We start from the raw sequence: 25984 nt of genomic DNA on the forward strand, positions 1-25984 counted from the left end.
GAGTCAAGCGGTGCGGACAGGGCGCCGTGGCGGGCGGCGGGGTCTGGGCCGCCCCGCCACGGCGGGCTCAGTAGAAGAACACGTCTTCGGTCAGGCCGACGTGCAGCGACCGGTACGCGCCGGTGTAGAACAGCAGCGGCGTGCCGTCGCGGTAGTCGAGGTGCTCGACCTCCCCGATGAAGAGCACGTGGTCACCGGCCGGATGCCGGTCGGCGATGCGGCAGCCGATCTCGGCGAGGCCGCCGGGCACGAACGAGTACTCGCCGCGGTGCGCGAACTCCACGGACAGTCCCGGCTGCGGGCGGCCGCCGAAATGCCGGGACAGCGTCTCCTGATCCTCCGACAGCACGGTCACGGCGTAGTGATCGCCCCGCTGCAGATGCCCGGCCATCGCGCACGCGCCCAGCGACACCAGGATCAGCGGCGGATCGAGCGACACGGACAAGAACCCGTTCGCCGTCATGCCGTGCACGCCGTCCCCGGTGCGCGTGGTGACCACGGTGACGCCGGTGGCGAACCGGCCCATCGCCGCCCGGAAGCGGTGCGGGCCGGTCCGCAAGGCGGTGCTCATGCCGGCGAGACCGGCTCGTAGTGCAGGATCTGCGCGCCTCCGGTGGCGTAGTTGGGCACGTCGGCGGCGACGGCCTGGCCCTGTTCCGAGGACATCGCCGCGGCCATCGCCTCGGCGCTGTCGAACTCGCCCTCCCAGATCGCGAAGTACGGGCTCTGCCCCCCCATCGCGGCCACGTCGAAGCTGTAGCGCATCGTCCGCAGCCCCGGCAGCTTCGCCGCCAGCGGCAGGTGGGTGGAGACGTAGTACTCGCGGAAGTGGTCCGGGTCGGCGGGCGGCGGGTAGAGCACGGTCAAGCGGTACATCGGTTCTTCCTTCCTCACGACCGGCGGGCGAGGAACTCGCCGGTGCGTTCGGCGGTGGCGAGGATCCGCCACTGCCGGTCGGGGTAGTCGAAGTTGTTGGTGAACTCGTCGGCGATGGCCTTGTTCTCGTCCATCGCGCCGAACATGCGCAGCAGGTGCTCCGGCGGCGGGGCGAGCATCAGGTTGGTCCACTGCGCCGCGCCGAGCACGACATCGGCCCGCCGCGCGGCGACCCGCCGGCAGAACAGTTCGTCGAACCCGTAGTCCGCGAGGATCTCCTCCCCGGTGACCCACGCGGAGTGCGACGCGGAGTTCGCGCCCTGCCCGATGACAGGGTCGACCACGGTGTGCACGTCGCCGATCGCGAGCGCGTACTTTCCGTTCGGCAGCTTCGCGTAGTCCTGGCGCACGGTGGGCGTCAGGGCGCCCTGCAGGATGTCCAGCGGGGAGGTCAGCTCGAACTGCGCCGGGTCCACCCGTTCGAACGTCCTGGGGTGGTGCGTGGCGAGCTTGTCCAGCACCAGCCGCTCGTAGGCCTTCGGATCGTCGTCGTAACGCCGCTTGCCCAGGATCTCCAGATCGCCGCCGGGCACGTTCTCGAACAGCAGCGCGGTGGTGAACCCGGCGGCCGTGTACATCGGGATCTCCAGCAGTTCGCCGTGGCCCGGCGAAGCGCTGATGGTGACGCCCTTCGGTTCGGAATAGGCGATGCCGCGGTAGGTCCCGACCGACAGCACCCGCTGCGGCCGCTCGTACGGGCTCAGTTCCGGGCGGCGCGGGAACAGGCTCGCGAACGCGCCGCGCCCGGCCGCGACGACCAGCAGATCGTGCCGTTCGGCCAGCGGCTCGACGTCCTCGGCCTGCAGCATCCGGACTTCGAGTTGGCCGCCGCGCTCCTCGAAGGCCTCGGTCAGCTTCGGCAGGTAGAGCCGGTAGTCGATCGCGCTGGACCACTCGTCGAAATCGCCGCGGAACACCAGCGGCCGCGGCCCGCCGACATAGTGGTGGTGGCAGGAATAGCCGTACTGCTCGACGGGCCAGTAGTGCACGCCGAGCGCCTTTTCGCGCTTGATCGTCGGTGCGTGGTGCGCGACGCTGTTGAGCAGCCGCCCGTTCGCCAGCGCCGCGGCGGGCTTGTCGGTGTAGATCGTGACCGGGACGTCGTGCTGGCGCAGCATCAGGCCCAGATGCAGCCCGGCGATACCGGCGCCCACGATGCCGATGTCAGGCAGGGTTCTCATGCCTGACAGCTTCCCGCCGCGGGGGTGGCCGGGGCTTTGCCTCAGGCGAACCCTTGTTGACGATTCGCGTACTCCCGTGGGCTCATCCCGTACGCGGCCTTGAAGGTCCGGCTGAAATGCGCGGCGTCGGGCAGGCCCCAGGCCGCACCGACGGCGCTGACCGTACGGCCGGGCCGGGCGAGGTCACGACGGCACTGTTCGAGCCTGCGCGCGCGGATCCAGCCCGCCACGCCGGTGCCCTCGCCGGCGAACAGCTTCTGCAGGTACCGCGTGGAAATGTGCAGCGCGGCCGCCACCACATCGGGGCACAGCCCGGGATCGGCGAGGTTCTCGTCGACGAAAGCCTTGGCGCGCAACACAAGCGCGGCGTGCGACTGGTCGGCCGGTGCTGCGTCGGTGACCTGCTCGGTCAGCAGCGCGGAAAGCAGGTCCAGCACCGCGTCGGCCAGCGGCATCGTGCTGGCCGGGTTGCCGCCCTCCAAGCGCCGCGCGAGGCGACGGAACAGCGGCGAGAGCAGCGATCCCGTCTCGTCCTCGGCCTCGATGCGCCGCCCGAGCACGTGCTGCGCGCTTGTGGCGCCCAGCCGGAGCCGCTCGCGCGGGAACATGAACACCGCCATCGACGTGGTGTCCTCGAACGCGAGCGTGTACGGGCGATCGGTGTCGTACAAAGCGAAATCGCCCGGTCGCAGGATCGCCTCCCTGCCGTCCTGCACGAGCAGGCAGCCGCCGCGCAACTGCAGGCCCAGCTTGTAGTAGCCGCGTTCCCGGCGCGCGATCATCGCCTTGGTGCGGCGGACCCGGTGTGGCTGGGCGTCCACTCGGGACACCACCATCGCGCCGAGCTGGTCGATGCACACCTGTCCCTGGAACCGGTCGCGTTCCGCCGTCGCGTCCAGCGGCACGAAGGCCTCGGAGATGACGTGGCGCCAGTAGTCCAGACTCTCGGCCTCGGAGACCGACCTCGTCGTGTGCACCGCCAGATGGACCACGATGTCCTCCTTCTCCGCTAGCTGCCGAGGAAGTTGCGCACGCGGCGCTCCGTGGCGAGTGCACGCCACTGCCGGCCGGGATGGTCGAAGTTGGTGGTGAACTCGTCCGCCCGTGCCTGGTCCCGGGCGAGCCCGGCGAACAGGTCGTGCACGTACGCCGGCGGGTCGAGCATCAGGTTCGTCCACGACGAGGCCGCCAGCAGTGTTTCCTCGCGGGCGCGGGCGACGCGACGGCAGAACAGTTCGTCGTAGACGGTGTCCTCGGCGGCGTGGCTCGCGATGACGGCCGCGCTGTAGGACGCGATGTTCGCGCCCTGCCCCATGACCGGGTCCACGACCACGTGCGCGTCACCGGCGGCGAGCGCGAACCTGCCGTCGCCGAGGGCGAGCCAGTCCTCGCGTACAGAAGGGGTGACCGCGCCCCGCATCAGGTCGAGCGGATGTGTCAGCGCGAACTCGCCCGGGTCGACGCGCTCGAACGTGTCCGGATGGTGCACGCGCAGCTTTTCCAGTGCCTGCTTGGCGAAGAGGCCCGGATCGTCCGAAGAGGACAGTCCGGCGAGGTCACCGCCGGGCACGTTCTCGAACAGCAGCGCGGTGACCGGCCCGTGCCTGCTCAGCAACGGGATCTCCAGCAGCTCACCCGCGCCGGGGGCGATGCTGATGCTCACGCCCGCCTGGGCGGGCGGACGGATACCGGTGAACAGGCCCGCGCACAGCAGCCGGCGTGGTGCGTCGTGGGGGGAGTGCTCGGGCCTGCGGGGGAACAGGCCACTCAGCGGGCCGCGGCCGGTGGCGACGACGAGCAGATCGTGGCGCGCGGCCAGCGCGGCGAGATCCCGAGGACCCACCTCGGCGACCTCGACACGCCCGCCCCGCTCGGCGAGATCGCCGATCAGGCGGGGGAGGTAGAGCCGGTGGTCGACGGCGCACGAAGGATGCGCGAAACGGCCGGTGAAGCGGATCGGCTCGGGGCCGCCGACGTGGTGGTGGTGCGCGCCGTAGCCGAACTCCTCGGCGGGCCAGTGGTGCACACCGAGCGTGCGCTCGCGCTTCAGCAGCGGGTGGTGGTGCGCGACGGTGTTGAGCAGCCGGGCCCTGGTCAGGGCTTCGGCAGGCTGCTCGGTGTACAGCGTGACGTCGATGCCGGCGGCGCGCAGCAACAGACCGAGGTGCGTGCCCGCGATCCCCGTGCCCACGATGCCGACCGTTGCCACCGCGCTCCTTGCTCTATTATCGAGACGCTTTCTCTATTTCAGAGACAATGTAATCGCGGGCACAAGATACCCGGGGGAGCGATGGCGGAGCGCACGGTGGTCGGCGGCCAGGGGCTGCAAACGCTGGAGCGGGGACTCTCGGTGCTGGAGGCCGTCGCGGCGCGCGGCGCGTGCACGGCGAGCGAGGTCGCCGAGACCACCGGCCTGCACCGGTCGATCGCCTACCGGGTGCTGTGCACGCTGGAGGCGCGCGGATATCTGCGGCGCGACGCCGCGGGCCGTTACGAGGTGGGGCTCGCCGTGCTCCCGGTCGCCGCCGCCGCGCACGCGGACCTGCAGTCCTTGGCGCACAAGGAACTCAGCGGGGTCGCCGAAACGGTGGGGGCCACCGCGTTTCTCGCCGTCGCGCACGGCGAGGAGGCCTTCACGCTGGTGACCGTCGAGCCCCCGGCGAGCGAGGCCCCCGTGGTCTACCGGCCCGGTGCGCGGCACCCGCTGACCCGGGGTGCCTGCGGGCTGGCGATCCTGGCCGCGCAGGAGCCGCGGCCGCACGAACGGCCCGAGGTCGCGCTGGCCAGGGATCTCGGGCACGTGCGCACGGTCGGCGAAGTACTGCCGGGGGTCTCGCTGGCCGTGCCGGTGGCGCTGCGGGACGGCCGGGCGGCGAGCGTCTGCGTGCTGTTCGCGCCGGGCGCGCTGGACGAGGACGCGGCACTGGCGCGCCTGCACGCGGCGGCCGGGCGCCTCCGGGGTCGGTGATCCGGCTCTAGGATCTGTGCCCGGTCTCGCTGTGCTCGTTGTCGGTGAGCAACCGCCGGATGGCCTCGCTGACCGCCTCGAAGATCGGTGTCGGTTCGCCGGCCACCTCGGTCCCCCCGGCCTGCTGGTTCGTCTCGCGCTCTCCCATGCTGGTAGTGCAGCACACGCGCCGGGTCACCGCATGTCTACTTAGCTGTGTGGGTGATGGCCTCCGGGCGAGGTGTGATCACCCCCATTCTGGCGCGGTGCCACTCGGTCGGTTAGGTTAGCCAAAGCTAATTCCCCTGAGGAGGTCGTCGCATGTCCGGAACCCGGCCGAGAGGTCGCGTCGCCGCGTTGGTGTGTCTGCTCGGGGCGGTGCTCGCGCTCGCCGGCTGCGGCGGCTCCGGCTCCGGGGACGCCACGCCGGAAGCCGGTTCGGCACCGGCTGCCGAGGGCGCCTTCCCGGTCACGATCCCGACGGCCTTCGGCGACGTGACGGTGCCGAGCCGGCCGAAGCGGGTCGTCGCGCTCGGCTGGGGTGACGCGGAGGTCGCGCTGACGCTGGGCGTGCAACCGGTCGGCGAGGCGGACTGGCTGGCCATCGGCGACAACGGGGTCGCGGACTGGGTGCCGCAGGACAAGCGCTACACCACCGCGCCGAAATCGCTGGGCACGCTGGACGTCGACATGGAGCAGGTCGCCGCGCTGCAGCCGGACCTCATCCTGGACACGCGAGCGAGCGGCGAGCGGGACCGCTACGACAAGCTTTCCGGCCTCGGCGTTCCCGTGGTGAGCATCCCCCAGGGCGCAGAGTCCTACCGCACCACCTGGACCGGCCAGCTCGACCTGATCGGCAAGGCGCTCGGCAAGACCGCCGAGGCCGCCAAGGTCCGCACCGGCCTCGAGAGCAAGTTCGCCCAGACCGCCGCCGCACATCCGGAGTTCACGGGCAGGACCGTGGTGGTCGGCTCGAAGACGGCCGGCTCGTACGGCGCCTACGTCGCCGGCGATTCGCGTGTGGACTTCATGACCAAGCTCGGTTTCGTTCCCTCGCCCAAGGTGCAGGCACTGGCCGGGGAGGGCTTCTCGGTGACCATCTCGCCCGAGCGGATGGACCTGCTCGACGCCGACCTGACCGTGATCTCGCCGATCGGGGTGACCGCCGAGCAGATCAACGCCGACCCCCTGTTCCAGGCGGTGCCTTCGGTCAGGGCCGGGCACGGGCTGGTGCTGTCGGACCAGTCGATCTCGCAGGCCTTCGCCAGCGCCACGCCGCTGGGCCTGTCGTGGGCGATCGACAAGGTCGTCCCGCTCGTCGCACAGACGATCGCGCGACCAGGCCGGTGAGGACGACCGGCCTGGTCGTACTCGCGGCGATGCTGGCGGCCGCCGTGGTCGCCAGCATCGCCGTCGGTGCCAAGGGCATCCCGCCCCCGGTGGTGTTCGACGCGCTACTGCACCACGACCCGGCCAATCCGGACCACCTGATCGTCACCGGCGTGCGGGTGCCGCGCACGATCATCGGGCTGCTGGCCGGGGCGGCGCTCGGTGCCGGGGGCACGATCATCCAGGGAGTGACCCGCAATCCGCTGGCCGATCCGGGCGTCCTCGGCATCAACGCGGGCGCGTCGCTGCTGGTGCTCATCGCGATCAGTGTGTTCGGCGTGGGAACGATGACCGGCTACGTGTGGTTCGGATTCCTCGGTGCCGCGCTGGCCGCCCTCGTGGTGTACCTGGTGGGATCGTTCGGCCGCGACGGCGCGACCCCGCTCAAGCTCGCGCTCGCCGGCGCGGCGTGCATGGCCGCGTTCGGTTCGGTCACCACCGGCATCCTGGTCACCGACGACCTCGCGTTCGACCAGTTCCGGTTCTGGCAGGTCGGCTCGCTCACCGGCCGCGGCATGGACGTCGTGTGGCAGGCGCTGCCGTTCGTGCTCGCGGGCGCGGTGCTCGCGGTGTTCTGCGGCCGTGTCCTCAATGGTTTGTCGATGGGTGAGGACGTCGCGCGGTCGCTGGGCATGAACGTGACGCTCGCGCGCGTGGTGTGCGCGGTCGCGGTGGTGGTGCTGTGCGGGACGGCCACCTCCATCGCGGGCCCGATCGCGTTCGCCGGGCTCGTCGTGCCGCACGCGGCGAGGCTCGTCACGGGCCCCGACTACCGGTGGATCCTGCCGTACTCGGTGCTGATCGGGCCGTCGCTGCTGCTGGTATCCGACATCGTGGGACGGCTCGTCGCGCAACCGGGCGAGCTGCAGGTGGGCGTGGTGACCGCCGTGATCGGCGCGCCGGTGTTCATCCTCCTGCTGCGCAAGCGAAAGCGGGTCGCGCCGTGACCGGCGTCGTCGCCGTGCGGGCTCGCCTGAGGAGGCGGACCGTGCTCGTGACGTCGGTGCTGGCGCTCGCCGTGCTGGCCGTGTTCCTGCTCGCACTGTCCATGGGGGATTACCCGATCGGGGTGCCCGATGTGCTGGGCGCGCTGACCGGGCAGGGCAGCGTCGCGACGCACTACGTCGTGGTGCGGCTGCGGCTGCCCCGGGCGCTGCTGGGGCTGCTCGTGGGTGTCGCGTTCGGACTGGCCGGGGTGATCTTCCAGCGGCTGCTGCGCAATCCGCTGGCCAGTCCCGACGTGATCGGGCTGAGCGCGGGTTCCTGCGTCGGCGCGGTGATCTGCCTGCTCGTCTTCGGCGCGTCCGGGCTGGTGCTGCCCGCCTCGGCGCTCGCGGGCGGGCTGCTCACCGGCGTGCTCATCTACCTGCTCGCGTGGCGCCGGGGCGTGACCGGGTACCGGTTCGTGCTGACCGGGGTCGTGGTCTCTTCGGCGCTGATGGGTGTCGTGTCCTACGTGATGACCCGCGCCGACGTGCGGCTGGCGTCGGTGATGCTGCTGTGGCTGTCGGGCAGTCTCAACGGCGCCGACTGGGCCGATGTGCGCACGCTCGGGGTGTTCCTGGTCGTGCTCGTGCCGCTGGCGTTGCTGCTCGGCCGGATGCTGCCGGTGCTGCAACTGGGCAACGACCACGCGGCGGGACTCGGGCTGCGAGTCGAGCGGTCCCGGCTCGCGCTGCTCGCGGTCGCCGTCGGGCTGACCGCGGTGGCGACGGCGGTGTGCGGGCCGGTGGCGTTCGTGGCGTTCGTGTCCGGCCCCATCGCGTCGCGGCTGCTGCGCACCGGGCGGCCGGGCCTGCTCGCCGCGGCGCTGGTCGGCGCGCTGGTGACGCTGGTCGCGGACTTCGTGGCGCAGCACCTGCTCGGCGGGACCAAGCTGCCGGTCGGAGTGGTGACGGGGGCGGTCGGTTCGCCGTACCTGCTGTATCTGATGGCGACGGCGAACCGGGGAGCGCGCACATGAGCACATGGAAACCGGACGAGGCGCAGCTGATCACCAGCGAGGAGGAGCTGCGCTCGATCGTCGAACCACCGGTCCCGGCGATCGCGGCGAAGGGCGTGCCCGGGATCGACCCGGTGAGCCGGAGGTTCATCGAGGCCGCGCGCCTGTTCTTCGTCGCGACCCGTGGCCGGGACGGCGGCCTCGACGTCTCGCCGCGCGGTGACGAAGGCCGCGCCGTGATCGTCTTCGACGACGACAAGACGATCGCCTTCGCCGACCGGCGGGGCAACCGGCGGGTGGACAGCCTGCGCAACCTGCTGCTCAATCCCGAGATCGCACTGCTGTTCACGGTGCCCGGCGCGAGCGAGGTGCTGCGGGTGCGCGGCACCGGGCGGATCGTGCGGTCCGCGCCGTTCTTCGCCGAACTGGGCGATCCCGCGCTGGCCGTCGTCGTCGACGTCGAGGACCTGTTCGTCCACTGTGGACGTGCGCTGTCGCGGTCGGGGACCTGGAAACCGGAGATCTGGCCCGATCGCGCCGGGCTGCCCACCGGGGCGGAGCTGCTGCGAAGCCAGCTCGACGCGATCGGGTTCACCGGTTAGCGGGACCGCATGAACTGCCCGGGCGAGAGTGCTCGCGCCACGATGCGGGTGTCGCCGATCCAGCCGTAGAAGCCCTGCCCGTACTGGCCGCCACCCTGGGTACCGCCGATCGCGAACGGTTTGCCGACCGTGCTGATGCCGTTCGAGTCCAGGCTCGCGTTGCGCGCGATCTTCGAGCCGTCGACGTAGACCGAGGTGTGGTGCCCGTCGTTGACGACCGCGATGTGCAACAGGTACTGCGTGTCGGGAAAGACCGCGAGCGTGAACCGGGGGCTCGCGGAATCAGCGGGCCGGCCGTTCTCGCCGGCCTCGGCCGGGGTGCGGGCGACGGCCTGGGACGCCGCGATCGCGACGGGTGCGGCGGCAGCCGCCTGCAGCAGCGCGCGACGGCCGAGGCCGCCGGGTCCGGCAACACGATCCATTGAGGCTTTCCTCCTGTTTGGTGGGATCCGGCCTCAGTCTCATGATCATGGTTGGCGGCAGGGTGACACCGAGCCGAACAATCCGTGTGCACTGATTTGTGTCCACGATGTAAAGATTGGATCCGAAAACGTGGAATCAGGATCCACTGCTCGTAGGGTGGGACCTGTGTCGATCCGGCGATCACGGAAGCCCAGTTCACCAGGGCCGAAGGTTCTTGCCCGGCATCAGCGCGCGCACGGTGACCCGGCGAGCCTCGCCCGCGGCGGGTCGGGCGCCGGTGAAGCCGACCTCGCCGGGATCCCGGCCCGACGAGGGAGCCGGCGTGCCCTCGTGAACATAGATCGAAGCGTCCGGGCAGTAGTCGTACAACAGTTCGCGGCAGACGCCACAGGGTGCGATGACTCGCACCGTGCCCGCGGGGCGGTAGAGCACGGCCACGACGGCTTCGATGTCACCCTTGCCCGCGGTGAGTGCCGCACCCAGCGCGATGCCCTCCGCGCAGATCGACGACCGGCCCGCCGATCCGGCCACGTGCAGTCCGGTGTGGATGTCTCCGCCACGGGTGCGCATCGCCGCCGCCACCTCGTGCCGTTCGTGCCGGTAGGTGCGGCCCAGCAGGGCGACTGCCTCCTGCCACAGCACGGCGTCCGCCTCGGCTATTCCTGGATACGATTCCATGCAGATAGGATCCACTGATGGTCTCGCTGCTGCTCAGCGGGGGGCGGCTGATCGACGGCACGGGCGCGCCGCCGGTCGGTGACGCCGTGGTGCTCGTCGAGGACGGGCTCATCTCCTGGGCCGGTCCCGCGGCGGCGATGCCGCCGGTGCCGCCCGGCACGACCGAACTCGCGCTCGGCGGGCGGACCGTGCTGCCCGGGTTCTTCGACTGCCACACGCACCTCACGATGCGGCCGGGCGAGGGCGACGCGCTCGACCGGCTCACCGCGCCGCAGAGCCTGCGGGTGCTGCGCGCCGTGCCCAACCTTCGGGACACGCTCGACGCCGGGGTCACGACCGTGCGCGATCTCTCTGGTGCGGACCTCGGCATGAAGCTCGCCGTCGATCGCGGGCTCGTGCCGGGTCCGCGCATCTCGATCGCGATCCGCATTCTCAGCATCACCGGCGGGCACGGCGACTGGCGCAGCGCCAACGGCGTCGACCTCACCGGAGGCTCCGGTGGCGGCGCCGTCGCCGACGGACCGGACGAGTTCGTGCGCGCCACCAGGGCCGTGCTGCTCGAGGGCGCGGACTGTGTGAAGATCGCCGCCTCGGGCGGGATGAGCAGCCCCAACGGCGAACCCGGGCACGGCGGGCTGACCGCCGCCGAGATCAGGGCCGTGGTCGGCGAGGCCGATCGGCACGGCGGTGTCCCGGTCGCCGCGCACGCGCAGGCTGGGCCCGGCCTGCACGACGCGGTGCTGGCCGGGGTGCGCAGCATCGAGCACGGCTATCAGCTCGAAGCGCGAACGGTCGAGGAAATGCTGGCACGCGGCACCTTCCTCGTTCCCACACTGTCCACTTTGACCAGAGAGGTGACCGGGCCGCGGCCCGTGGTGGAGCGGCGGCGGCGCTGGATCGACACCGCCCGCGAATGCCTGGGCCGGGCGTTCGCCGCGGGCGTGCCCGTCGCGCTGGGCACCGACGCCGGGCTCGTGCCACACGGAGCGAACCTGCGCGAGCTGGCCCTGCTCGTCGAGTTCGGGCTCTCGCCGATGGCCGCACTCGTCGCCGGCACGTCGGCCGCCGCGCGGTTGTGCGGACTCGGCGACGAACTCGGCTCGATCGAAGCAGGCAAGCGTGCCGATCTGGTCGTCGTGGACGGCGACCCGCTCACCCGCATCTCCTCGCTCGCCGATCCCGCGAACGTGGTGCTCGTACTCAAGGACGGGCGAGTGGAGAAGAACCTCGGAGTAAGGAGTCCCGCCACATGAGCGAGTACCTGCTGGAAGCCCGCGATCTGCACATCACCTACGGCCCGAAGCACGCCGTGCGCGGGGTGAACCTCGGCGTGCGTCCCGGCGAGACGCTGGGCGTGGTGGGGGAGTCCGGATCCGGCAAGTCCAGCCTCGGCCGGGCGCTGGTCGGACTGGAACGCTGGAGCTCGGGTTCGGTGCGCTACGACGGGAGGGACCTGTCGCCGAAGCTGAAGCTGCCGCGTGCGGTCCGGCTCGATCTGCAGATGGTGTTCCAGGATCCGGCGAGCGCGCTCAACCCCCGGCGGCGTCTCGGCCGCGCCGTCGCCGAAGCCGCCGCGGCCCGCACCGGCACGCTGCCCGGCCGTCACGAGCTGGTCGCGCTGTTCGCCCACGTCGGGCTGAACGACTCGTTCCTCGACCGGTATCCCGGGCAGGCCTCCGGCGGGCAGCTGCAGCGGGTCGTGCTCGCCCGCGCGCTCGCGGTGCGGCCCCGGGTGCTGGTGGCCGACGAGCCGGTGTCCGCATTGGACGTCTCGGTGCAGGCGCAGGTGCTCAACCTGCTGTGCGATCTGCGGGAGGAACTCGACCTTTCGATCGTGTTCGTCTCCCACGACATCGCGGTGGTGCGGCACATGGCCGACCGGATCGCGGTGATGTACCAGGGCCAGGTCGTGGAGTCCGGCGACGCCGAACGGATCGTCGCGGATCCCGGCCACGACTACACCCGTAGCCTGCTCGACGCCGTTCCCGATCCCGACGCCGTGAGACCGCGGGCACTGACCTCGTGACGGTGCTCGACATCGCGGGCACGCCACGCGGCGTGTACCGGTTCGTGCTGGGCTACGAGCCGATTCCCGAGGCGATGTCGGTGCACGGCGGCGATCCCGCGCGGTTCCTGCTCGAGCCCGTGACCGCCGCCGCGGTGTGCTACGACGAGCAATGGGTGCTGCTCGATTCCGGGTTCAATGTGGACACCGTGCGCGACTCCGAACGCCGTGCCGCGCAGTACAACTACGACAGCTACACCGCCGTCGTGCCGCCGGGTGACCCGCTGGCCGATCAGGTGCGGCAGGCCGGGCTGGACTGGCGCCGCCTCGCCGGCTGCGCGCTCTCGCACCTGCATCTGGATCATTCGGGCGGGCTGCGGCTGCTGCCGCCCGGCACGCCGGTGATCCTCCAGCGTGCGGAATGGACATTCGCGACGACGGTCGCGGACAAGCGGCACGCCTACGCGCGCGAGGACTACCTGCGGCCGGGGCTGGCGGTGCGCCTGATCGACGGCGACACCGCGCTGGCCCCCGGCCTCACCGCGCTCGACACGCGTGGCCACACCCCGGGGCACCAGTCGTTCCGGATCGATGTGCCCGGCTGCGCCGTCGTGCTCGCCTGTGATGCCGCCGATCTGCGGATCAACCTGACCGGGCGGCGGCGCTGCGGCTGGATCGCCGAGCCGGGGCTGGCAGGCGCCGCCCAGCGGGCGGTCGAGCGGCTCGCCGGGCTGGCGGAGTCGGGTGAGGCCGAGGTCTGGCCCGGCCACGACCCCGGGTGGTGGGCCTGGCAGTCGCAAGGATTGTATCCAACACGTTAACAACGGATCCATGTTATTTGAGAATGGATCCAATATGTTTAGGCTCGGCAAGCGATCCCCGAAATGCAGGCCCCTAAGTGGAGGACACCCATGAGCGAGAAGCCTTTGCGTGACGAGGACGGCAATCCGATCCTCCCCGTGCGGCTGAGCAGGCGAGGCTTCCTCGTCCGCGCCGGGGCGCTCGGCCTGGCCACGATGCCGCTGGGCGCGTTCCTCGCCGCCTGCGGCCAGAGCACCGGCGACAGCGGCGCGAACGGCGAGATGGCCAAACTGCGCAAGGGCGGCACCGTCACCTTCGCGATCGACGGCACCAACGGCGTGCTCGACCCCGCGCTCTACACGACCCTCGGCGACTGGATGGCCGTCGACTGCGTGTGCCGGGGGCTGACCACGATCGACTTCGCCTCGACCACGCCGCAGATGGCGATGGCGGAAAGCTCGAAACTGTCCGACGACGGCAAGACGCTCACGCTGACCCTGCGCCAGGGCATCACGTTCCACGACGGTTCCGCCTTCACCGCGCAGGACTGCGTGCGCACCTTCAACCGGCAGCTCAACGACCAGGACGCCAGCCGCCCCGCCAGCTCCACCCGGCCGATGCGGGGTTCGCTCAACCGCAACGTCGCGGGCCTGCGCGCGGTGGACGAGCGCACGTTCGAGATCACGCTGAACCAGCCGGACGTGACGTTCCTGTCGCGGCTGACCGACATCGCGTGCCGCATCGTTTCGGGGGCGGCGCTGGACAAGTACGGTGCCGGCGTCGGCCAGCACCTCGTGGGCGCGGGCCCGTTCAAGCTCGTGTCGGCGGTGCCTCAGCAGGCCATCACGATGGAGGCCTACGGCGGCTACTTCGGTGGCAGCCCGCTGATCGACCGGCTGGTGCTGCAGCAGATGACCGACCCGTCCGCGCTCAACGCGGGTCTGCAAAGTGGACAGATCACGGCGTCGTCGTTCGTGGCGCACTCTTCGGCGAAGAGCCTGTCGGCCAACCCGAAGGTCACCGTCTACAAGACGCCCCGGCTGGTCGCGATCTTCCTGCTGATGAACGTCACCGATCCGGCCCTGTCGGACATCCGGGTGCGACAGGCGGTGAACCTCTGCGTCGACCGGGCGCAGATCGCGCAGAACGCGTTCTTCGGGTACGCCGACGAGCCCAAGGGCTACCTGCTGCCCGCGGAGCATGTCGGCTACGACGAGAGCCTCGCGGACCTGTCCGCCTACGACGTCAACCGCGCCAAGCAGCTCGTCGCCGAGGCCGGTGCGACCGGGCGGGCCGTCGAGCTGATCGCGCAGAACAACAACTGGTACCCCAAGGCCGCGCAGATCCTGGAGGAGAACCTCAAGGCCATCGGACTGGTGCCGACCGTCAAACTGTTCGATCCCGGCACGTTCTCCGGCAAGGTGTTCGATCTCAAGGCGCACCAGATCGCGCTGTGGGAACGCAACGGCTACGTGCCCGACCCGGAGGACCTGGCCAACAACATGCTGTCCTCCTCAGGCAGCTACGCCAACCGTGGCACCGGACATGCCACTTTGGACCCGGCGGTGGTCAAGCAGCTGGACTCGTTGCTGGTCAAGGGTTTGCAGACCAGCGATCCGAACGGACGCAAGGCCGCCTACACCGAGGCGCAGCGTTTCTTCGCCGAGAAGTTCATGGCGATCTCGATGGTGGCGCACGCGCAGAACATCGTCGTGTCCAGCGCCGACCTCGGCGGGGTCAACGCCGCGGCGCTGTCCAGCCAGCGCATGCAGCTGGAGAAGGCGGGTTTCAAGCAATGACCACGATCGCCGTAGCCGGGAGGTGGTCGCGGCGGCGCCTGGCACGTAAGCCGCTCGCGATCGCCGCCTGGGCCGTGCTCGCGCTCTACGTGGTGGTGATACTGGCCGGACCGCTGGTCGTATCGGGCGATCCGCTCGCGCAGAGCAGCGATCAGCTGCTGCCCGCGTTCTCGCCGGGACACCTGCTCGGCACCGACGACCTCGGCCGCGACCAGCTGGTGCGGTTGCTGCACGGCGGGCAGCCGTTGCTGCTGGTCAGCGTCGCGAGCACCGCGCTGGCCGCGGTCCTGGGGTCGGCGCTGGGCATGATCGCCGGGTTCTTCGGGCGGGTGCCCGACACCGTCGTGATGCGCTCGATGGACATCGTGCTCGCGTTCCCGCTCGTGCTGGTCGCGATCCTGATGGTGGCGGTGCTGGGCGGCGGCGCCGTCAACATGATCATCGCGATCACGGTGTCACAGATCCCGTACTTCGCCCGCCTGGCACGAAATCTCACGCTGCGCGAGCGCACGCACGACTACGTCCGTTCGGCCCGGGCGCTGGGCGTGTCCGGCGGAACCGTCCTGCGGCGCGAGATCCTGCCGAACCTCACGGGGTCGTTGCTGGTGCAGGCCACCTCGACACTCGCGATCGCCGCGGGCCTGGCCTCGGCACTGTCGTATCTGGGACTCGGGCTCAACGCGTCCACTCCGGACTGGGGTTACATGGTGAAGGCGGGCCAGGAGTTCATGTTCTCCAACCCGGGACTGGTGCTGCAGCCCGGACTGCTCATCACGGTGTTCGCGGTGGCGTGCAACTTCGCCGGGGACGATCTCGGCGACGCATTGGGGAGCCGCAAGTGACCACCGCCGAACTGACTCCGGCCCCGCCCCGCCGCGGCAGCACGCTGGTGCGCTCGCCGGTCCTGCGCCGCCTGCTGCTCGTGCCGGTGATCGCCTTCGTGGTCGTCGTGGTGGTGTTCTTCGTGGTCCGCGCGCTGCCCGGCGACGCGGCGCAACAGCTCACCGCGACCATGAACGGCGCCACGCCCGAGGACATCGCGCAAGTGCGGCAGAGCCTGGGCCTCGACGGCTCCCTCGCCGGCCAGTTCTGGGCCTACCTCGACGGGCTGGTGCACCTGCGGCTCGGATCGTCGTTCTACTCCGGACGCGAGGTCGCCGATCTGCTCGGCAGCGCACTGCCGGTGACCATCGAACTGGCCGTCGCCGCCGCGCTCGTCTCCACCGTCGTCGGCGTGCTGACCGGGATTCTCGCCGCCCGCCACCGCGACACCTGGATCGACTCGGTCATCCGCGGTGGCGCGACCATCGGATTCAGCCTGCCCTGGTTCGCGCTCGCGGTGCTCGCGATCGTGGTGTTCGGGGTGTGGCTGGAGTGGCTGCCGATCTTCGGGCGGCTGCCCAATACCGTGGACTACCAGCCCACAACGGGTTTCGTGCTGATCGACGCGATCGGGCAAGGCAGGTTCGATCTGCTCGGCCCGTGGCTGCGGCATCTCGCGCTGCCCGCGCTGACCCTGGCCGCCACCAGCGCCGGGTTCGTCTGCCGGATCACCAGGGAGGCCTACCTCACCGCGTCCGCGCAGGGTTTCGTGCGGACCGCCCGGATGAAGGGGCTGCCGGAGCGGCGCATCGCGCTCGGGCACGTGCTGCGCAACGCCTCGGTGCCCATCCTCACCGTGTCCGGCCTGCAGTTCGGTTCGCTGCTGGGCGGCGCGGTCATCACCGAGACGGTGTTCTCCTACCCGGGTGTCGGGAGCCTGCTCGTGGAGGCGGTCAACCGGCGCGACTACTTCCTGGTGCAGGGCGCCGCGCTCGCGATCGGGCTGATGTTCACGCTCGTCAACGCGATCGTGGATCTCGCCGTGCTGGCTATCGATCCGAGGACTCGCCGTGCCCACTGATGGAGGACCGATGACGGATGATCGCGAAGCCCGTCATCAGGGCCGACCGGGTGCGGGTGTCCCGCACGGCACTGAAACGTTGCGCATCACCGGACTCCGGGTCGGTTTCGGCACCGGGGAGGACCAGGTGCTCGCCGTCGACGGTGTCGACCTCGCGCTGACACCCGGCCGCGTGCACGCGCTGGTCGGCGAGTCAGGGTCGGGCAAGAGCGTCACCGGACTGACGGTGCTGGGACTGACCCGAGGCCGCGGCACGCACGTGTCCGGCGCGATCGACTACGCCGGCCGCGATCTGGTGCCGCTGGCCGAACCCGAGCTGCGCGGGCTGCGCGGCCGCGAGCTGGCCATGGTGTTCCAGGACCCGATGACCAGCCTCAACCCGCTGCACCGGGTGGGCAGGCAGATCGCCGAAATGGTGCGGTTGCACGACGGCGCGGGCAAACGCGAGGCCATGCGCCGCGCGGTGGAACTGCTCGGCGAGGTCGGGATACCGGAGCCGGAGCGGGCGGCCCGCGCCTATCCGCACGAGTTCTCCGGCGGGATGCGGCAGCGGGTGATGATCGCGATCGCGCTCGCGTGCCGTCCGAGGGTGCTCATCGCCGACGAGCCCACGACCGCGCTCGACGTCACGATCCAGGCCCAGATCCTGAACCTGATCCGCACGCTGTGCCAGGACTACGGCACCGCGGTGCTGCTGGTGACGCACGACCTCGGGGTGGTGGCGCAGTACGCCGACGAGGTCAGCGTCATGTACGTCGGCGAAGTCGTGGAGACCGGCACGGTCGCCGAGGTGCTCGCCGCGCCGCGCCATCCCTACACCCGGGGCCTGCTCGACGCGATCCCCAGGCTGCGCGGTGCCAGAAAGCCCCGTCTGGCCACGATCGCGGGCTCGGTACCGGTGTTCACCGCGGCGACCGCGGCCACGTCGGGCTGCCGGTTCGCCGCGCGCTGCGGGCACGAACACGACGCCTGCGGCGAACGGCCGCCGATGCGCGAGCTGGGGCCGGGGCGGGCCTACCGCTGCTGGCTGGAAGGAGAGGAAAGCCCTTGATCATCGACGCCTACAACACGGCTCAGAACGTGCGGGGCCGCTCGGACTACCTCACCGGGGTGCGGCCCGGCGAACAACCGCCGCCGCACATCCCGTTCGATCCGGGACGGCTGCTGGAGCGGATGGACGCGGCCGGCGTGGACAAGGCGATGGTGTGCTCGCTCGCGCAGCGCATCGAGAACGACTTCATCATCGAGCTGACCGCGAAGTTCCCCGACCGGCTGTTCGGCTTCGGGCAGGTGCGCCCGCAGGACGACGACGCGCTGGACGAAGTCGAGCGGATCGCGGCGGCCGGGCTGCCGGGGCTGAAGCTGCATCCGACGTTGCACGGCTACTTCGCCTCCGACCACGGGCTGCTCGACCCGGTGTTCCGGATCTGCCGCGAGCACGGGCTCATCGTGCTGATCAACGCACTCGACGACCCGTTCTGCCATCCGATGGCCATCGAAGAGGTCGCCAAGGGCTTCCCCGAGGTGCCGACGATCATCGCGCACATGGGTGCGGTGTGGAACGTGCCCGACGCGATCACCGTCGCCGAGCGCAACCCCAGCATCTACCTCGACACGTCCGCGACGCTGCTGTCCGATGTGCGGCGCGCGTACGGGCGGCTGGGACCGGAGAAGATCCTGATGGGCACCGAATGGCCGGGCCACGATTTCGACCTGGAGCGAATGAAGATCGCCAAGGCGATCACCGACGACGCCGACCGCGCGCTCGTCGAGGGCGGGAATATGGCAAGGCTGCTGGGGATGGCCGATGGAGGCACCTGTGATCCACAATGACGAAGTCCCGGTCACAGGGGCCGGCCGGGTGCGGGTGTCCCGCAATACTCCGCGTGAGCCCGAGGTTTCTCCTGAGCTGGCAAAGGAATTGGGCGGCAGCGGAGCACCCGTGCGCTGGGAGCGGCTGACCGCGCCCGAGGCGGCGGAGGTGGTCGGGGCCCGCGACGCCGCGATCATCCCGGTCGGTGCGACCGAGCAACACGGGCAGCACATGGCGATGTGCGTCGACACGACCGTCGCCAACCACGTCGCGCTGGGGGTGTCCGCGCTGACCGGTGTGCCCGTGGTGCCGCCGCTGTGCTACGGCGTGTCCGGCTCGCACGGATCGTTCCCCGGCACCATCGCGCTGCGCCCGGAGACGATGATCATGCTGGTCGAGGACGTCGTGGATTCCCTGTACGCCAGCGGGATCCGGCAGTTCATCCTGCTCAACGGGCACACCTGGAACAGCGGCTCGCTCGACGTCTCCGCCGAGAAGCTGCGCACCCGCTACGACGACGTCCGTGTCCGGTATCTGGCCTACGTCACCATGTACCCGGGGTCCGAAGTGGACGGACGGGTCACCTACGGGCGGGCGCTCATGCACGCCAACTTCTTCGAGACCTCCCTCATGCTGCACATCGATCCGGACGCGGTGCACATGGATCGGGTGGTCTCGCTGACCGACACCGACAGCTTCTGGGACTACCGCACCGATCAGGTCAGCCGCAGCGGTGTCTGGGGCAGGGAAATCGACCAGGCCACCGCCGCGCACGGTGCGGCCGAGGCGGCGCGGTGCATCGAGACGACGGCGCGGGCCGTGGCCGCCGCGGTGGCGGAGCCGTGGCCGGAACCGAGGGGGTGACCATGACGCAGACCATCGGCCTGCCCAGCATCGGCGAGACCGAGCCGATGTTGCTGGGCGGGGAATGGACCACCGGCACCGGGAACGGAATACCGGTGCTCAACCCGGCCACCGAGCAGGTGCTCACCACCATCGGCCAGGCCGGCCAGCCCGAAGTGGACGCCGCAGTGCGGGCCGCGGCCCTGGCGCACGAGGACGGCCGCTGGCGGGGCCTGCCGCCCGAGCGGCGGCGCGACACGCTGGTGCGGCTCGCCGAACTCGTCGCCGATGCCGCCGAGGAACTCGCGGTACTGGAGACGCTGGACAACGGCAAGCCGATCGAACGGGCACGCGGCGACATCGCGCTCGGCCTGGACGCGATCCGGCACTTCGCCGGGGCACCGGTCCGGCTGACCGGGCAGGTGCAGCCCAGCGCGCCCGACCGGCACGTCTACACACTGCGCCGGCCCATCGGCGTCGCGGCGCTGGTGCTGCCGTGGAACTTCCCGTTCATGATCGCGGCGTGGAAGCTCGCCCCGGCGCTGGCCGCCGGCTGCACCGTGGTGATCAAACCGGCCGAGCAGACTCCGCTGACCGCGCTGCGGCTGGCCGCGCTGTGCCTGGAGGCGGGCATTCCGCCGGGCGTGGTCAACGTGGTGACCGGCGACGGGCGCACCGGCGCCGAACTCGTGCGCCATCCCGGCGTGGCGAAGGTGTCCTTCACCGGCTCGACCCAGGTCGGGCGCGAGGTGATGGCGGCGGCCGCGGCCAGGATCGTGCCGGTCACGCTGGAGCTGGGCGGGAAATCGCCCGACATCGTGTTCGCCGACGCCGATCTCGACCGGCTCCTGCCGATGCTCTCGCGCACGATCTTCGGCCACTCCGGGCAGATGTGCACCGCGGGCAGCAGGCTGCTGCTGCACCGTTCGATCGCGCGCGAGGTGCTCGAACGGCTGGTCCCGATCGTCGAGTCGCTCAAGATCGGGCCCGGTCTCGACGGCGGCGTCACGATCGGCCCGCTCGTGTCCGCCGCGCAACGCGACCGCGTCGAAAGCTACCTGAAGCTCGGCGAGGGCACCGTGCTGACCGGGGAAGAATCCCCGCCGGGGCCGGGTTTCTTCGTGCGGCCCACCGTCCTTACCGGACTGTCAGCGGACGCGCGCTGTGCCAGGGAGGAGATCTTCGGGCCCGTGCTCACGGTGTTCGAGTTCGACACCGACGAGGAGGCGCTGGCGATGGCAGGCGACACCGAGTACGGCCTCGCGGCCGGGGTGTGGACGCGCGATCTGGGGCGCGCGCACCGGATGGCCGCCGAACTCGAGGCCGGAACCGTGTGGATCAACACCTACAACGAGTTCAACTCGGCCGTTCCGTTCGGCGGCATCAAGCAGTCCGGTTTCGGCAGGGATCTCGGCGATGCCGGCCTCGAGGGCTTCACGGTCCTCAAGAGCGTCACGGCGGCCTGGTGAGCGCCGCGGACGGGGTGGACGTCGCCGCCGAACGGGCCAGAACACCCGGCGCCACCACCGGACATCACTTCAACGCCGCGGGCGCGGCGCTGCCCGCCGCGAGCACGGTTGCGACCGTCGTCGCCCATCTGGAACTGGAAACCGCGATCGGCGGATACGAGGCGGCTTGGCAGGCCGCACCCCGGCTGGAGGGCGTCTACCGCCTGGCGGCCTCGGCGATCGGCGCGCACGAGGACGAGATCGCGCTCGTGGAGAGCGCGACCGCGGGCTGGCAGCGCGCGGTCGCGGCGCTGCGCCTGCGGCCCGGTGACCGGGTGCTGGCCGCGCGGTCCAGTTACGTCAGCAGCGCGCTGCAACTGCTGGCGCTGGAGCGTGAGACCGGCATCGCCGTGGAACTGCTCGACCTCGCGCCCGATGGCGGCGTCGACCTCGACTCGCTGGACCGGTCGCTGCGCCGCGGCCCCGTCGCACTGGTCACCGCGGCGCACGTGCCGACCTCGTCGGGACTGGTCGAGCCGGTCGAGCAGATCGGCGCAGCGTGCCGGGCCGCCGGGGTGCCGTTCCTGCTCGACGCCACCCAGTCCGTGGGGCAGCTCGACGTGGACGTGCGGCGCATCGGGTGCGATCTGCTGGTCTCGACCGGCCGCAAGTTCCTGCGCGGGCCGCGCGGGACGGGACTGCTCTACGCCTCGGCCGGAATCACCGACCGGCTGGCGCCGGTGTCGCCCGACGTGCGGGGCGCGCGGTGGATCCGGGAACGCGACTGGACGGTCGCGCCCGGCGCCCGCCGTTTCGAGCTGTGGGAGGCCGCGCACGCGCTGCGTCTCGGGCTCGGCGCCGCCCTCGCTGACTTCGCCGCGCTGGGCGGCGCGACGGTCGCGCACCGGATCGCGAGCCTCGGCAGCAGGATCCGCGCCGAGCTGTCCGAAGTAGACGGTGTGCGGGTCGTGGACCCGGCCGCCGCGGGCGGCGGCATCGTGACCTTCGAGGTGCCGGGAATTCCGGCCGAGCGGGTGCAGGCGGAGCTGTCCGCGCGCGGCGTGCACCTGGTGTCGGTGCCCGCTTCGCACGGCCGCTGGGATCTCGGTGCGCGGGAGCTGCCCGCGGTGCTGCGCGCGTCGGCGCATGTCTACAACGACGACACCGATGTCTACGCCCTCGTCGAGGCCGTGCGTGAGGTGGCGCGGGACCGGCCGAAGCAGGCGCGCGTGGTCGCGCCAGCCGAACCGGATCCCTTCTCCCGGCTCGTTCCCGGCGGCGGCAGGCCGGTGCCCGAGGTGTTCGACGCGGTCGTCGTCGGGCTCGGCGTGCACGGCCGCGCGACCCTGCACGAGCTGGCCCGGCGCGGGCTGCGCGTGGCCGGGCTGGAGCGGTTCCGGCTGGGCCACGAGCGCGGTTCCTCGCACGGTGCCACCAGGATGATCCGCCGCGCCTACCCGAACCCGGTCTGGGACCCGCTGGTCGAGGACGCCTACGAGGCCTGGACCCGGCTCGAACGCGACTCCGGCGTTTCCTTGGTCCGGACCACTGGCGGCCTGTACGCCCGGCCACCCGCGGGACCGGCCGCGCTGCGCGGACCCGGCTGTACCGAGGTCGATGCGGGCGAGGCCGCGAAGTTGATGCCCGCGCTGCGGCTGGCCGAGGGCTGGAGCGCGGTGTACGACCCGGCCGCCGGCGTGCTCGACGCCGAGGCCGCGATGCGGGTTCAGCTCGATCTCGCCACGGCCGCGGGTGCCGAGGTGCGGGAGCGGGAACCGGTGCTGCAGTGGCAGTACGAGGGCGACCTGATCGCGGTGCACACGCCCCGCGAGCGGCTGCTGACCCGCAACCTGGTGGTGTGCGCAGGCCCGTGGCTGGGCAGCCTGCTGCCGGAGTTCGCCGGGGAGCTGAGGCCCACGCGAATCGTCAACGCCTACTTCCCCGGCGCGGCACCGGAGGCGTTCGGCCCGCCGCGGCTGGGCGCGTTCTCGGCCGAACTGCCCGAGGGGCTGGCCTACGGCATCCCGGCGCTGGACGGGCGCGGGGTCAAGCTCGGCCTCGACAGCGGCCCGGCGATCGACCCGGACGACCCCGCCGGACCCGCGACGGCGGCCGAACTCGGCCTGCTCACGTCGATCGCGGCGCGCCTGCTGCCCGGCGCCGGAGCGGTGGGGGAGCACCTGACCTGCCGCTACACGATGACCGGTGACCGGCGGTTCCTCGTCGGCCCGGTGCCGGAGCGGCCGGGCGTGTTCGTGGCGAGCGCCTGCTCGGGGCACGGCTTCAAGTTCGCCCCGGCGCTCGGTGCGGCGCTGGCGGATCTGATCACCGGCCGGGACCGCGACGATCTCGCCTTCCTGTCACCGGCCCGGCTGCCCGTCAAGGGTGTGGCATGAGTGGCTCAGGGGCGGAAGACCGTGTGGGAGCGGCGTTCGTACCAGGCGGCGAGGTGTTCGCCCGAGGAGATGATGTGCGCGTGCATCGCCTCCCGGGCGCGTGCCGTGTCGCCGGCGGCGAGCGCTTCGATGATCTCGTCGTGCTGGGCGACGTTCTCCCGCCGGTGCCGCTCGCTGCCCGCCAGTGCGAGCGAGGACACGTTGCGCGGGAAGCTTTCGTTGATGCGGGACACCATCGCGGTCAGCCACTCGTTGTCGGCCGCGGTGCAGATGATGGTGTGGAACGAGTCGTTGGCGGCCTGGGTCTGGTCCGATCCGCCCTCCAGCGCCGCGCGGAGCACGTCGTTGTTCTCGCCGAGCGTGCGCAGCTGGGCGCGCGTGATGCGTTCCGCCGCGCGGCGGGCCGCCATGCCCTCCAGTTCGGCGCGGACCTCGTAGGCCTGGCGCACCTCCCACGGCGCCGGCACCCTGATCACCGCGCCACGGTTGGGCAGCACCTCGATCAGCCCGCCGCTTTGCAGCTGCCGCAACGCTTCCCGGATGGGGGTGCGGCTCACGCCGAACTCCGCGGCGAGCGCGGACTGCCGCAACGGCGTGCCGATGGCGAACTCGCCACTCATGATGCGCGCCCGGATGTTCGCGGCGATCTCGTCGACGAGCGATTCGTCGGCCTGCTGGGGTGGCATGAAGTCGCGACCAGTCCTTCCGGAATTGCTGGATCCAAAATTTGTCGGTTCGTATCCAATTAGGAGGATAGCCCGTGCACCTCGACCCTGAAAAGGCGCTGGACATTTCCGTCCCCATCCACCCGGGGATGCTGCACTGGGGCAGGCGGCCCGAGATCGAGATCGTCGAGTCACGGTCGCAGGGCCTGCCCTCGAATGTCAGCCGGTGGCGCATCGGGGCCCATACCGGTACCCATATCGACGCGCCGGCGCATTTCGTCGACGGTGGGAAGACGGTAGACCAGCTCGACCTGGCCGCGCTGATGGGCCCGGCCCGGGTGCTGGACCTGACCGGCGTCGAGCACGCCATCACCGCGGCCGCCCTCGAACGCGCGGGACTCGGCGACGAGGGCCGCGTCCTGCTCAAGACGAGCAACTCCGCGACCGTGCTGCGCTCGCCGTGGAAGTCCCCTTCCTGGGTGGGTCTCGCGCCGGACGGCGCCCGGCTGCTGATCGAGGCGGGGGTGCGGATGGCCGCGATCGACTACCTCTCGATCGAGGACACCGACCACACCACGCACTGGGAAACGCACCAGCTCCTGTGCGGCGCCGGGGTGCTGATCCTGGAGGTGGCCGACCTGCTGCACGCCGAGCCCGGCGTGTACTGGCAGCTCTCGCAGCCGATCCCGTTGCAGGGCGCGGAAGCCGCGCCCGCCCCGACCCTGTTGTTCCCGATGGACCAGGCATGAGCGCGAGCGCCGTCGCGATCGCCGCGCCGCACCGGGCCGCCGTGGCGGCCGCGGAGGAGTCCGTGCGGCGCGGCGGGAACGCCGTCGACGCGGCACTCGCGGCCGCGGCCGCGCTGACCGTCGTGTACCCGCACCAGTGCTCGCTCGGTGGCGACCTCGTCGCCCTGGTGCACCTGCCCGGCGGCGCCGTGTCCGCGGTGCTCTCGATCGGCGCGGCGCCACTGGATGCGGTGCGGCCCAACGGTTCCCGCATGCCGAGGCAGGGCGCGGGCAGCGTCACCGTGCCCGGCGTGGTGGCGGGCTGGCAGGCGCTCGCGCGGCACGCCCGGCTGTCGCCGGCCGAACCGCTGCGGCACGCCGCGGACCTGGCCCGCGCGGGGGTCGCGGTGTCGCCAGGGCTCGCGCACGCTGTTGCGGACCGGCGGGACGCGGTGAGTGCCGATCCCGGCCTGCGGGCCCTGCTGCTGGACGGCGACGAGGTGCGCACGATGCTGCGCCAGCCCCGCCTGGCCGACACTCTCGACGCGCTGGCCGCCGATCCCGCATCGTTCTACCGCGGCGAGGTCGCCGCGAAGCTGGTGGGCTTCCTGCGCGGCGGTGGCAGCCGTCTGTCCACAACGGACTTCGAGCGGCACGAGGCCGAGATCGCGAAGCCGCTGGTGCTCGACGCGCCCGGCGGACGCTGGTACGTGGCCCCGCCGCCGAGCCAGGGCGCGGTCCTGCTCGCCGTGCTCGGCGGCATGGCGGAGACGGATCTCGTGGAGCTGTGCCGCCGCGCGGCCGCGACCCGCGACCGGCTGCTCGGCGACCCGCGGTCCGGGCCCGTCGACGTCGACGGGCTGCTGCGCGCCGGGGAACCCGCCGGTGCGGGCACCGCGACCCGCGCGGCCGGGGACACCGTGGCGGTGACCGCGGTCGGCGACGACGGGCTCGCGGTCTCGCTGATCCAAAGCGTGTACCAGTCCTTCGGCGCGGGCCTGCTCGACCCGGACACCGGGATCGTGCTGCACAACCGTGGTTCGGCGTTCAGCCTGGAGCCCGGACATCCCGCCGAGTTCGGCCCTGGCAGGCGCCCGCCGCACACGCTGTGCCCCGCGCTCGGCGCCGCCGAGGGGGTGCTGCTCGCGGCCGGCTGCCAGGGCGGCAGGGCACAACCGCAGATCCTCGCCCAGACGGTGCCGGAACTGCTGGACCCGGGCACCGATCCGGCGGCGGTGCTGGCACGCCCGCGCTGGGTCGTCGGCGCGAGGGACCTCGGCTACGAGCGGGAAACCGTGCTCGCCGAACCCGGTTCCCTGCCCGGCGCCGTGACACTGCCCGTGGCCACCACCGAAGGCCCGGTCGACGAGGCCGGGCATGTGCAGATCGCCCGGCTGGCGGGCACGCGGCTCGAGGCCGCATCCGATCCACGAGCGGACGGCGGCGCCGTCGTGCTCGCACCGCACAAGGAGGACCGATCGTGAG

The 25984-nt window shown here is 71.5% G+C and carries 27 protein-coding genes; 18 read left to right on the plus strand and 9 right to left on the minus strand.

What is annotated here, in order from left to right; translation table 11 throughout:
• Nucleotides 1-67: 67 nt before the first annotated feature.
• Genes HFP15_RS00270 through HFP15_RS00290 form a run of 5 tightly spaced genes read right to left on the minus strand, consistent with a single transcriptional unit; the run spans nt 68 to nt 4326 of the window.
• On the minus strand, nt 68-571 hold the full coding sequence (locus HFP15_RS00270) for a flavin reductase family protein (protein WP_168510114.1): 504 nt from the start codon (nt 569-571) through the stop codon (nt 68-70).
• On the minus strand, nt 568-876 hold the full coding sequence (locus HFP15_RS00275; protein WP_168510116.1) for an EthD family reductase: 309 nt from the start codon (nt 874-876) through the stop codon (nt 568-570). Before HFP15_RS00275 ends, HFP15_RS00270 begins: the two co-directional genes overlap by 4 nt.
• Before the next feature lie 14 nt (nt 877-890).
• On the minus strand, nt 891-2117 hold the full coding sequence (gene styA, locus HFP15_RS00280; protein WP_168510118.1) for a styrene monooxygenase subunit StyA: 1227 nt from the start codon (nt 2115-2117) through the stop codon (nt 891-893).
• A gap of 41 nt (nt 2118-2158) precedes the next feature.
• Nucleotides 2159-3109: an AraC-like ligand-binding domain-containing protein gene (locus HFP15_RS00285; protein WP_168510120.1), complete on the minus strand. Its 951-nt coding sequence runs from the start codon at nt 3107-3109 to the stop codon at nt 2159-2161.
• A 17-nt stretch (nt 3110-3126) separates the two neighbouring features.
• On the minus strand, nt 3127-4326 hold the full coding sequence (locus tag HFP15_RS00290) for a styrene monooxygenase/indole monooxygenase family protein (protein WP_168510122.1): 1200 nt from the start codon (nt 4324-4326) through the stop codon (nt 3127-3129).
• Between the two features lie 81 nt (nt 4327-4407).
• Here HFP15_RS00290 and HFP15_RS00295 point away from each other — a divergent pair, with 81 nt between their 5' ends.
• The gene (locus tag HFP15_RS00295) at nt 4408-5085 is read left to right on the plus strand and encodes an IclR family transcriptional regulator (RefSeq protein ID WP_168510124.1); all 678 of its coding nucleotides are present in this window, start codon (nt 4408-4410) and stop codon (nt 5083-5085) included.
• Between the two features lie 7 nt (nt 5086-5092).
• Here the strand turns inward: HFP15_RS00295 and HFP15_RS00300 are convergent, their stop codons facing one another.
• A complete protein-coding gene (locus tag HFP15_RS00300; protein WP_168510125.1) occupies nt 5093-5233 on the minus strand; it encodes a hypothetical protein in 141 nt (46 codons plus the stop codon).
• 152 nt (nt 5234-5385) lie between these two features.
• On the opposite strand from HFP15_RS00300, the gene HFP15_RS00305 reads away from it, so the two are divergent.
• From HFP15_RS00305 to HFP15_RS00320, 4 genes are read left to right on the plus strand one after another with little or no spacing between them, the layout of a single operon-like run.
• Nucleotides 5386-6414: an ABC transporter substrate-binding protein gene (locus HFP15_RS00305; protein ID WP_168510127.1), complete on the plus strand. Its 1029-nt coding sequence runs from the start codon at nt 5386-5388 to the stop codon at nt 6412-6414.
• Nucleotides 6415-6443: 29 nt separating this feature from the next.
• On the plus strand, nt 6444-7400 hold the full coding sequence (locus HFP15_RS00310) for a FecCD family ABC transporter permease (protein WP_168511198.1): 957 nt from the start codon (nt 6444-6446) through the stop codon (nt 7398-7400).
• A 41-nt stretch (nt 7401-7441) separates the two neighbouring features.
• Entirely contained in the window at nt 7442-8416 is a 975-nt protein-coding gene (locus HFP15_RS00315; RefSeq protein ID WP_312871339.1) for a FecCD family ABC transporter permease, read from the plus strand.
• Nucleotides 8413-8997 carry an MSMEG_1061 family FMN-dependent PPOX-type flavoprotein gene (locus HFP15_RS00320; protein WP_168510131.1) on the plus strand — a complete coding sequence of 195 codons (585 nt, stop codon included), beginning with the start codon at nt 8413-8415 and terminating at the stop codon, nt 8995-8997. The genes HFP15_RS00315 and HFP15_RS00320 overlap by 4 nt, the downstream gene beginning before the upstream one ends.
• Here HFP15_RS00320 and HFP15_RS00325 read toward each other — a convergent pair.
• On the minus strand, nt 8994-9419 hold the full coding sequence (locus tag HFP15_RS00325) for a LamG-like jellyroll fold domain-containing protein (RefSeq protein WP_168510133.1): 426 nt from the start codon (nt 9417-9419) through the stop codon (nt 8994-8996). The two genes, HFP15_RS00320 and HFP15_RS00325, sit on opposite strands and share 4 nt — an antisense overlap.
• A gap of 196 nt (nt 9420-9615) precedes the next feature.
• A complete protein-coding gene (locus HFP15_RS00330; RefSeq protein ID WP_168510135.1) occupies nt 9616-10098 on the minus strand; it encodes a cytidine/deoxycytidylate deaminase family protein in 483 nt (160 codons plus the stop codon).
• A gap of 17 nt (nt 10099-10115) precedes the next feature.
• On the opposite strand from HFP15_RS00330, the gene HFP15_RS00335 reads away from it, so the two are divergent.
• The 11 genes from HFP15_RS00335 to solA all read left to right on the plus strand — a co-directional run bounded on the left by HFP15_RS00335 (nt 10116) and on the right by solA (nt 23106).
• On the plus strand, nt 10116-11351 hold the full coding sequence (locus HFP15_RS00335; protein ID WP_168510137.1) for a metal-dependent hydrolase family protein: 1236 nt from the start codon (nt 10116-10118) through the stop codon (nt 11349-11351).
• Nucleotides 11348-12124 carry an ABC transporter ATP-binding protein gene (locus tag HFP15_RS00340; RefSeq protein ID WP_168510139.1) on the plus strand — a complete coding sequence of 259 codons (777 nt, stop codon included), beginning with the start codon at nt 11348-11350 and terminating at the stop codon, nt 12122-12124. Before HFP15_RS00335 ends, HFP15_RS00340 begins: the two co-directional genes overlap by 4 nt.
• The gene (locus tag HFP15_RS00345; RefSeq protein WP_168510141.1) at nt 12121-12924 is read left to right on the plus strand and encodes an N-acyl homoserine lactonase family protein; all 804 of its coding nucleotides are present in this window, start codon (nt 12121-12123) and stop codon (nt 12922-12924) included. The genes HFP15_RS00340 and HFP15_RS00345 overlap by 4 nt, the downstream gene beginning before the upstream one ends.
• Before the next feature lie 90 nt (nt 12925-13014).
• A complete protein-coding gene (locus tag HFP15_RS00350; RefSeq protein WP_168510143.1) occupies nt 13015-14703 on the plus strand; it encodes an ABC transporter substrate-binding protein in 1689 nt (562 codons plus the stop codon).
• Entirely contained in the window at nt 14700-15545 is an 846-nt protein-coding gene (locus tag HFP15_RS00355) for an ABC transporter permease (RefSeq protein ID WP_210716576.1), read from the plus strand. The genes HFP15_RS00350 and HFP15_RS00355 overlap by 4 nt, the downstream gene beginning before the upstream one ends.
• Entirely contained in the window at nt 15542-16606 is a 1065-nt protein-coding gene (locus HFP15_RS00360) for an ABC transporter permease (protein WP_210716577.1), read from the plus strand. Before HFP15_RS00355 ends, HFP15_RS00360 begins: the two co-directional genes overlap by 4 nt.
• 10 nt (nt 16607-16616) lie before the next feature.
• Nucleotides 16617-17657 carry an ABC transporter ATP-binding protein gene (locus HFP15_RS00365; RefSeq protein WP_168510145.1) on the plus strand — a complete coding sequence of 347 codons (1041 nt, stop codon included), beginning with the start codon at nt 16617-16619 and terminating at the stop codon, nt 17655-17657.
• Nucleotides 17654-18439: an amidohydrolase family protein gene (locus HFP15_RS00370; RefSeq protein ID WP_168510147.1), complete on the plus strand. Its 786-nt coding sequence runs from the start codon at nt 17654-17656 to the stop codon at nt 18437-18439. Before HFP15_RS00365 ends, HFP15_RS00370 begins: the two co-directional genes overlap by 4 nt.
• Nucleotides 18426-19283: a creatininase family protein gene (locus HFP15_RS00375; RefSeq protein WP_210716578.1), complete on the plus strand. Its 858-nt coding sequence runs from the start codon at nt 18426-18428 to the stop codon at nt 19281-19283. The genes HFP15_RS00370 and HFP15_RS00375 overlap by 14 nt, the downstream gene beginning before the upstream one ends.
• Nucleotides 19284-19285: 2 nt before the next feature.
• Nucleotides 19286-20731, plus strand: a complete 1446-nt coding sequence (locus HFP15_RS42080) for an aldehyde dehydrogenase family protein (RefSeq protein WP_210716579.1) — start codon at nt 19286-19288, stop codon at nt 20729-20731.
• Nucleotides 20728-23106 carry an N-methyl-L-tryptophan oxidase gene (gene solA / locus HFP15_RS42085; RefSeq protein WP_210716580.1) on the plus strand — a complete coding sequence of 793 codons (2379 nt, stop codon included), beginning with the start codon at nt 20728-20730 and terminating at the stop codon, nt 23104-23106. The genes HFP15_RS42080 and solA overlap by 4 nt, the downstream gene beginning before the upstream one ends.
• Before the next feature lie 5 nt (nt 23107-23111).
• On the opposite strand, the gene HFP15_RS00385 is transcribed toward solA, so the two are convergent.
• Nucleotides 23112-23792, minus strand: coding sequence for a GntR family transcriptional regulator (locus HFP15_RS00385; protein WP_168510151.1), 681 nt, complete (start codon nt 23790-23792; stop codon nt 23112-23114).
• A 74-nt stretch (nt 23793-23866) separates the two neighbouring features.
• Between HFP15_RS00385 and HFP15_RS00390 the strand changes: the two genes are divergently transcribed.
• Together HFP15_RS00390 and HFP15_RS00395 are read left to right on the plus strand one after the other, a co-directional pair.
• Nucleotides 23867-24520 (plus strand): cyclase family protein, encoded by a 654-nt coding sequence (locus tag HFP15_RS00390; protein WP_168510153.1) that lies wholly within the window; start codon nt 23867-23869, stop codon nt 24518-24520.
• A complete protein-coding gene (locus HFP15_RS00395) occupies nt 24517-25983 on the plus strand; it encodes a gamma-glutamyltransferase (RefSeq protein ID WP_168510155.1) in 1467 nt (488 codons plus the stop codon). Before HFP15_RS00390 ends, HFP15_RS00395 begins: the two co-directional genes overlap by 4 nt.
• Nucleotide 25984 lies beyond the last annotated feature (1 nt).

It is taken from the genome of Amycolatopsis acididurans (assembly GCF_012328925.1).
Lineage (GTDB): Bacteria > Actinomycetota > Actinomycetes > Mycobacteriales > Pseudonocardiaceae > Amycolatopsis_E > Amycolatopsis_E acididurans.

Coding starts and splice junctions, on each gene's coding strand:
- HFP15_RS00385 (WP_168510151.1), bottom strand. CDS start 23,792: ATGCCACCCCAGCAGGCCGACGAATCGCTCGTCGACGAGATCGCCGCG.
- HFP15_RS00365 (WP_168510145.1), top strand. CDS start 16,617: ATGACGGATGATCGCGAAGCCCGTCATCAGGGCCGACCGGGTGCGGGT.
- HFP15_RS00355 (WP_210716576.1), top strand. CDS start 14,700: ATGACCACGATCGCCGTAGCCGGGAGGTGGTCGCGGCGGCGCCTGGCA.
- HFP15_RS00330 (WP_168510135.1), bottom strand. CDS start 10,098: ATGGAATCGTATCCAGGAATAGCCGAGGCGGACGCCGTGCTGTGGCAG.
- HFP15_RS00310 (WP_168511198.1), top strand. CDS start 6,444: ATGCTGGCGGCCGCCGTGGTCGCCAGCATCGCCGTCGGTGCCAAGGGC.
- HFP15_RS00270 (WP_168510114.1), bottom strand. CDS start 571: ATGAGCACCGCCTTGCGGACCGGCCCGCACCGCTTCCGGGCGGCGATG.
- HFP15_RS00395 (WP_168510155.1), top strand. CDS start 24,517: ATGAGCGCGAGCGCCGTCGCGATCGCCGCGCCGCACCGGGCCGCCGTG.
- HFP15_RS00340 (WP_168510139.1), top strand. CDS start 11,348: ATGAGCGAGTACCTGCTGGAAGCCCGCGATCTGCACATCACCTACGGC.
- HFP15_RS00305 (WP_168510127.1), top strand. CDS start 5,386: ATGTCCGGAACCCGGCCGAGAGGTCGCGTCGCCGCGTTGGTGTGTCTG.
- HFP15_RS00320 (WP_168510131.1), top strand. CDS start 8,413: ATGAGCACATGGAAACCGGACGAGGCGCAGCTGATCACCAGCGAGGAG.
- HFP15_RS00350 (WP_168510143.1), top strand. CDS start 13,015: ATGAGCGAGAAGCCTTTGCGTGACGAGGACGGCAATCCGATCCTCCCC.
- HFP15_RS00335 (WP_168510137.1), top strand. CDS start 10,116: ATGGTCTCGCTGCTGCTCAGCGGGGGGCGGCTGATCGACGGCACGGGC.
- HFP15_RS42080 (WP_210716579.1), top strand. CDS start 19,286: ATGACGCAGACCATCGGCCTGCCCAGCATCGGCGAGACCGAGCCGATG.
- HFP15_RS00325 (WP_168510133.1), bottom strand. CDS start 9,419: ATGGATCGTGTTGCCGGACCCGGCGGCCTCGGCCGTCGCGCGCTGCTG.
- styA (WP_168510118.1), bottom strand. CDS start 2,117: ATGAGAACCCTGCCTGACATCGGCATCGTGGGCGCCGGTATCGCCGGG.
- HFP15_RS00295 (WP_168510124.1), top strand. CDS start 4,408: ATGGCGGAGCGCACGGTGGTCGGCGGCCAGGGGCTGCAAACGCTGGAG.
- HFP15_RS00300 (WP_168510125.1), bottom strand. CDS start 5,233: ATGGGAGAGCGCGAGACGAACCAGCAGGCCGGGGGGACCGAGGTGGCC.
- HFP15_RS00275 (WP_168510116.1), bottom strand. CDS start 876: ATGTACCGCTTGACCGTGCTCTACCCGCCGCCCGCCGACCCGGACCAC.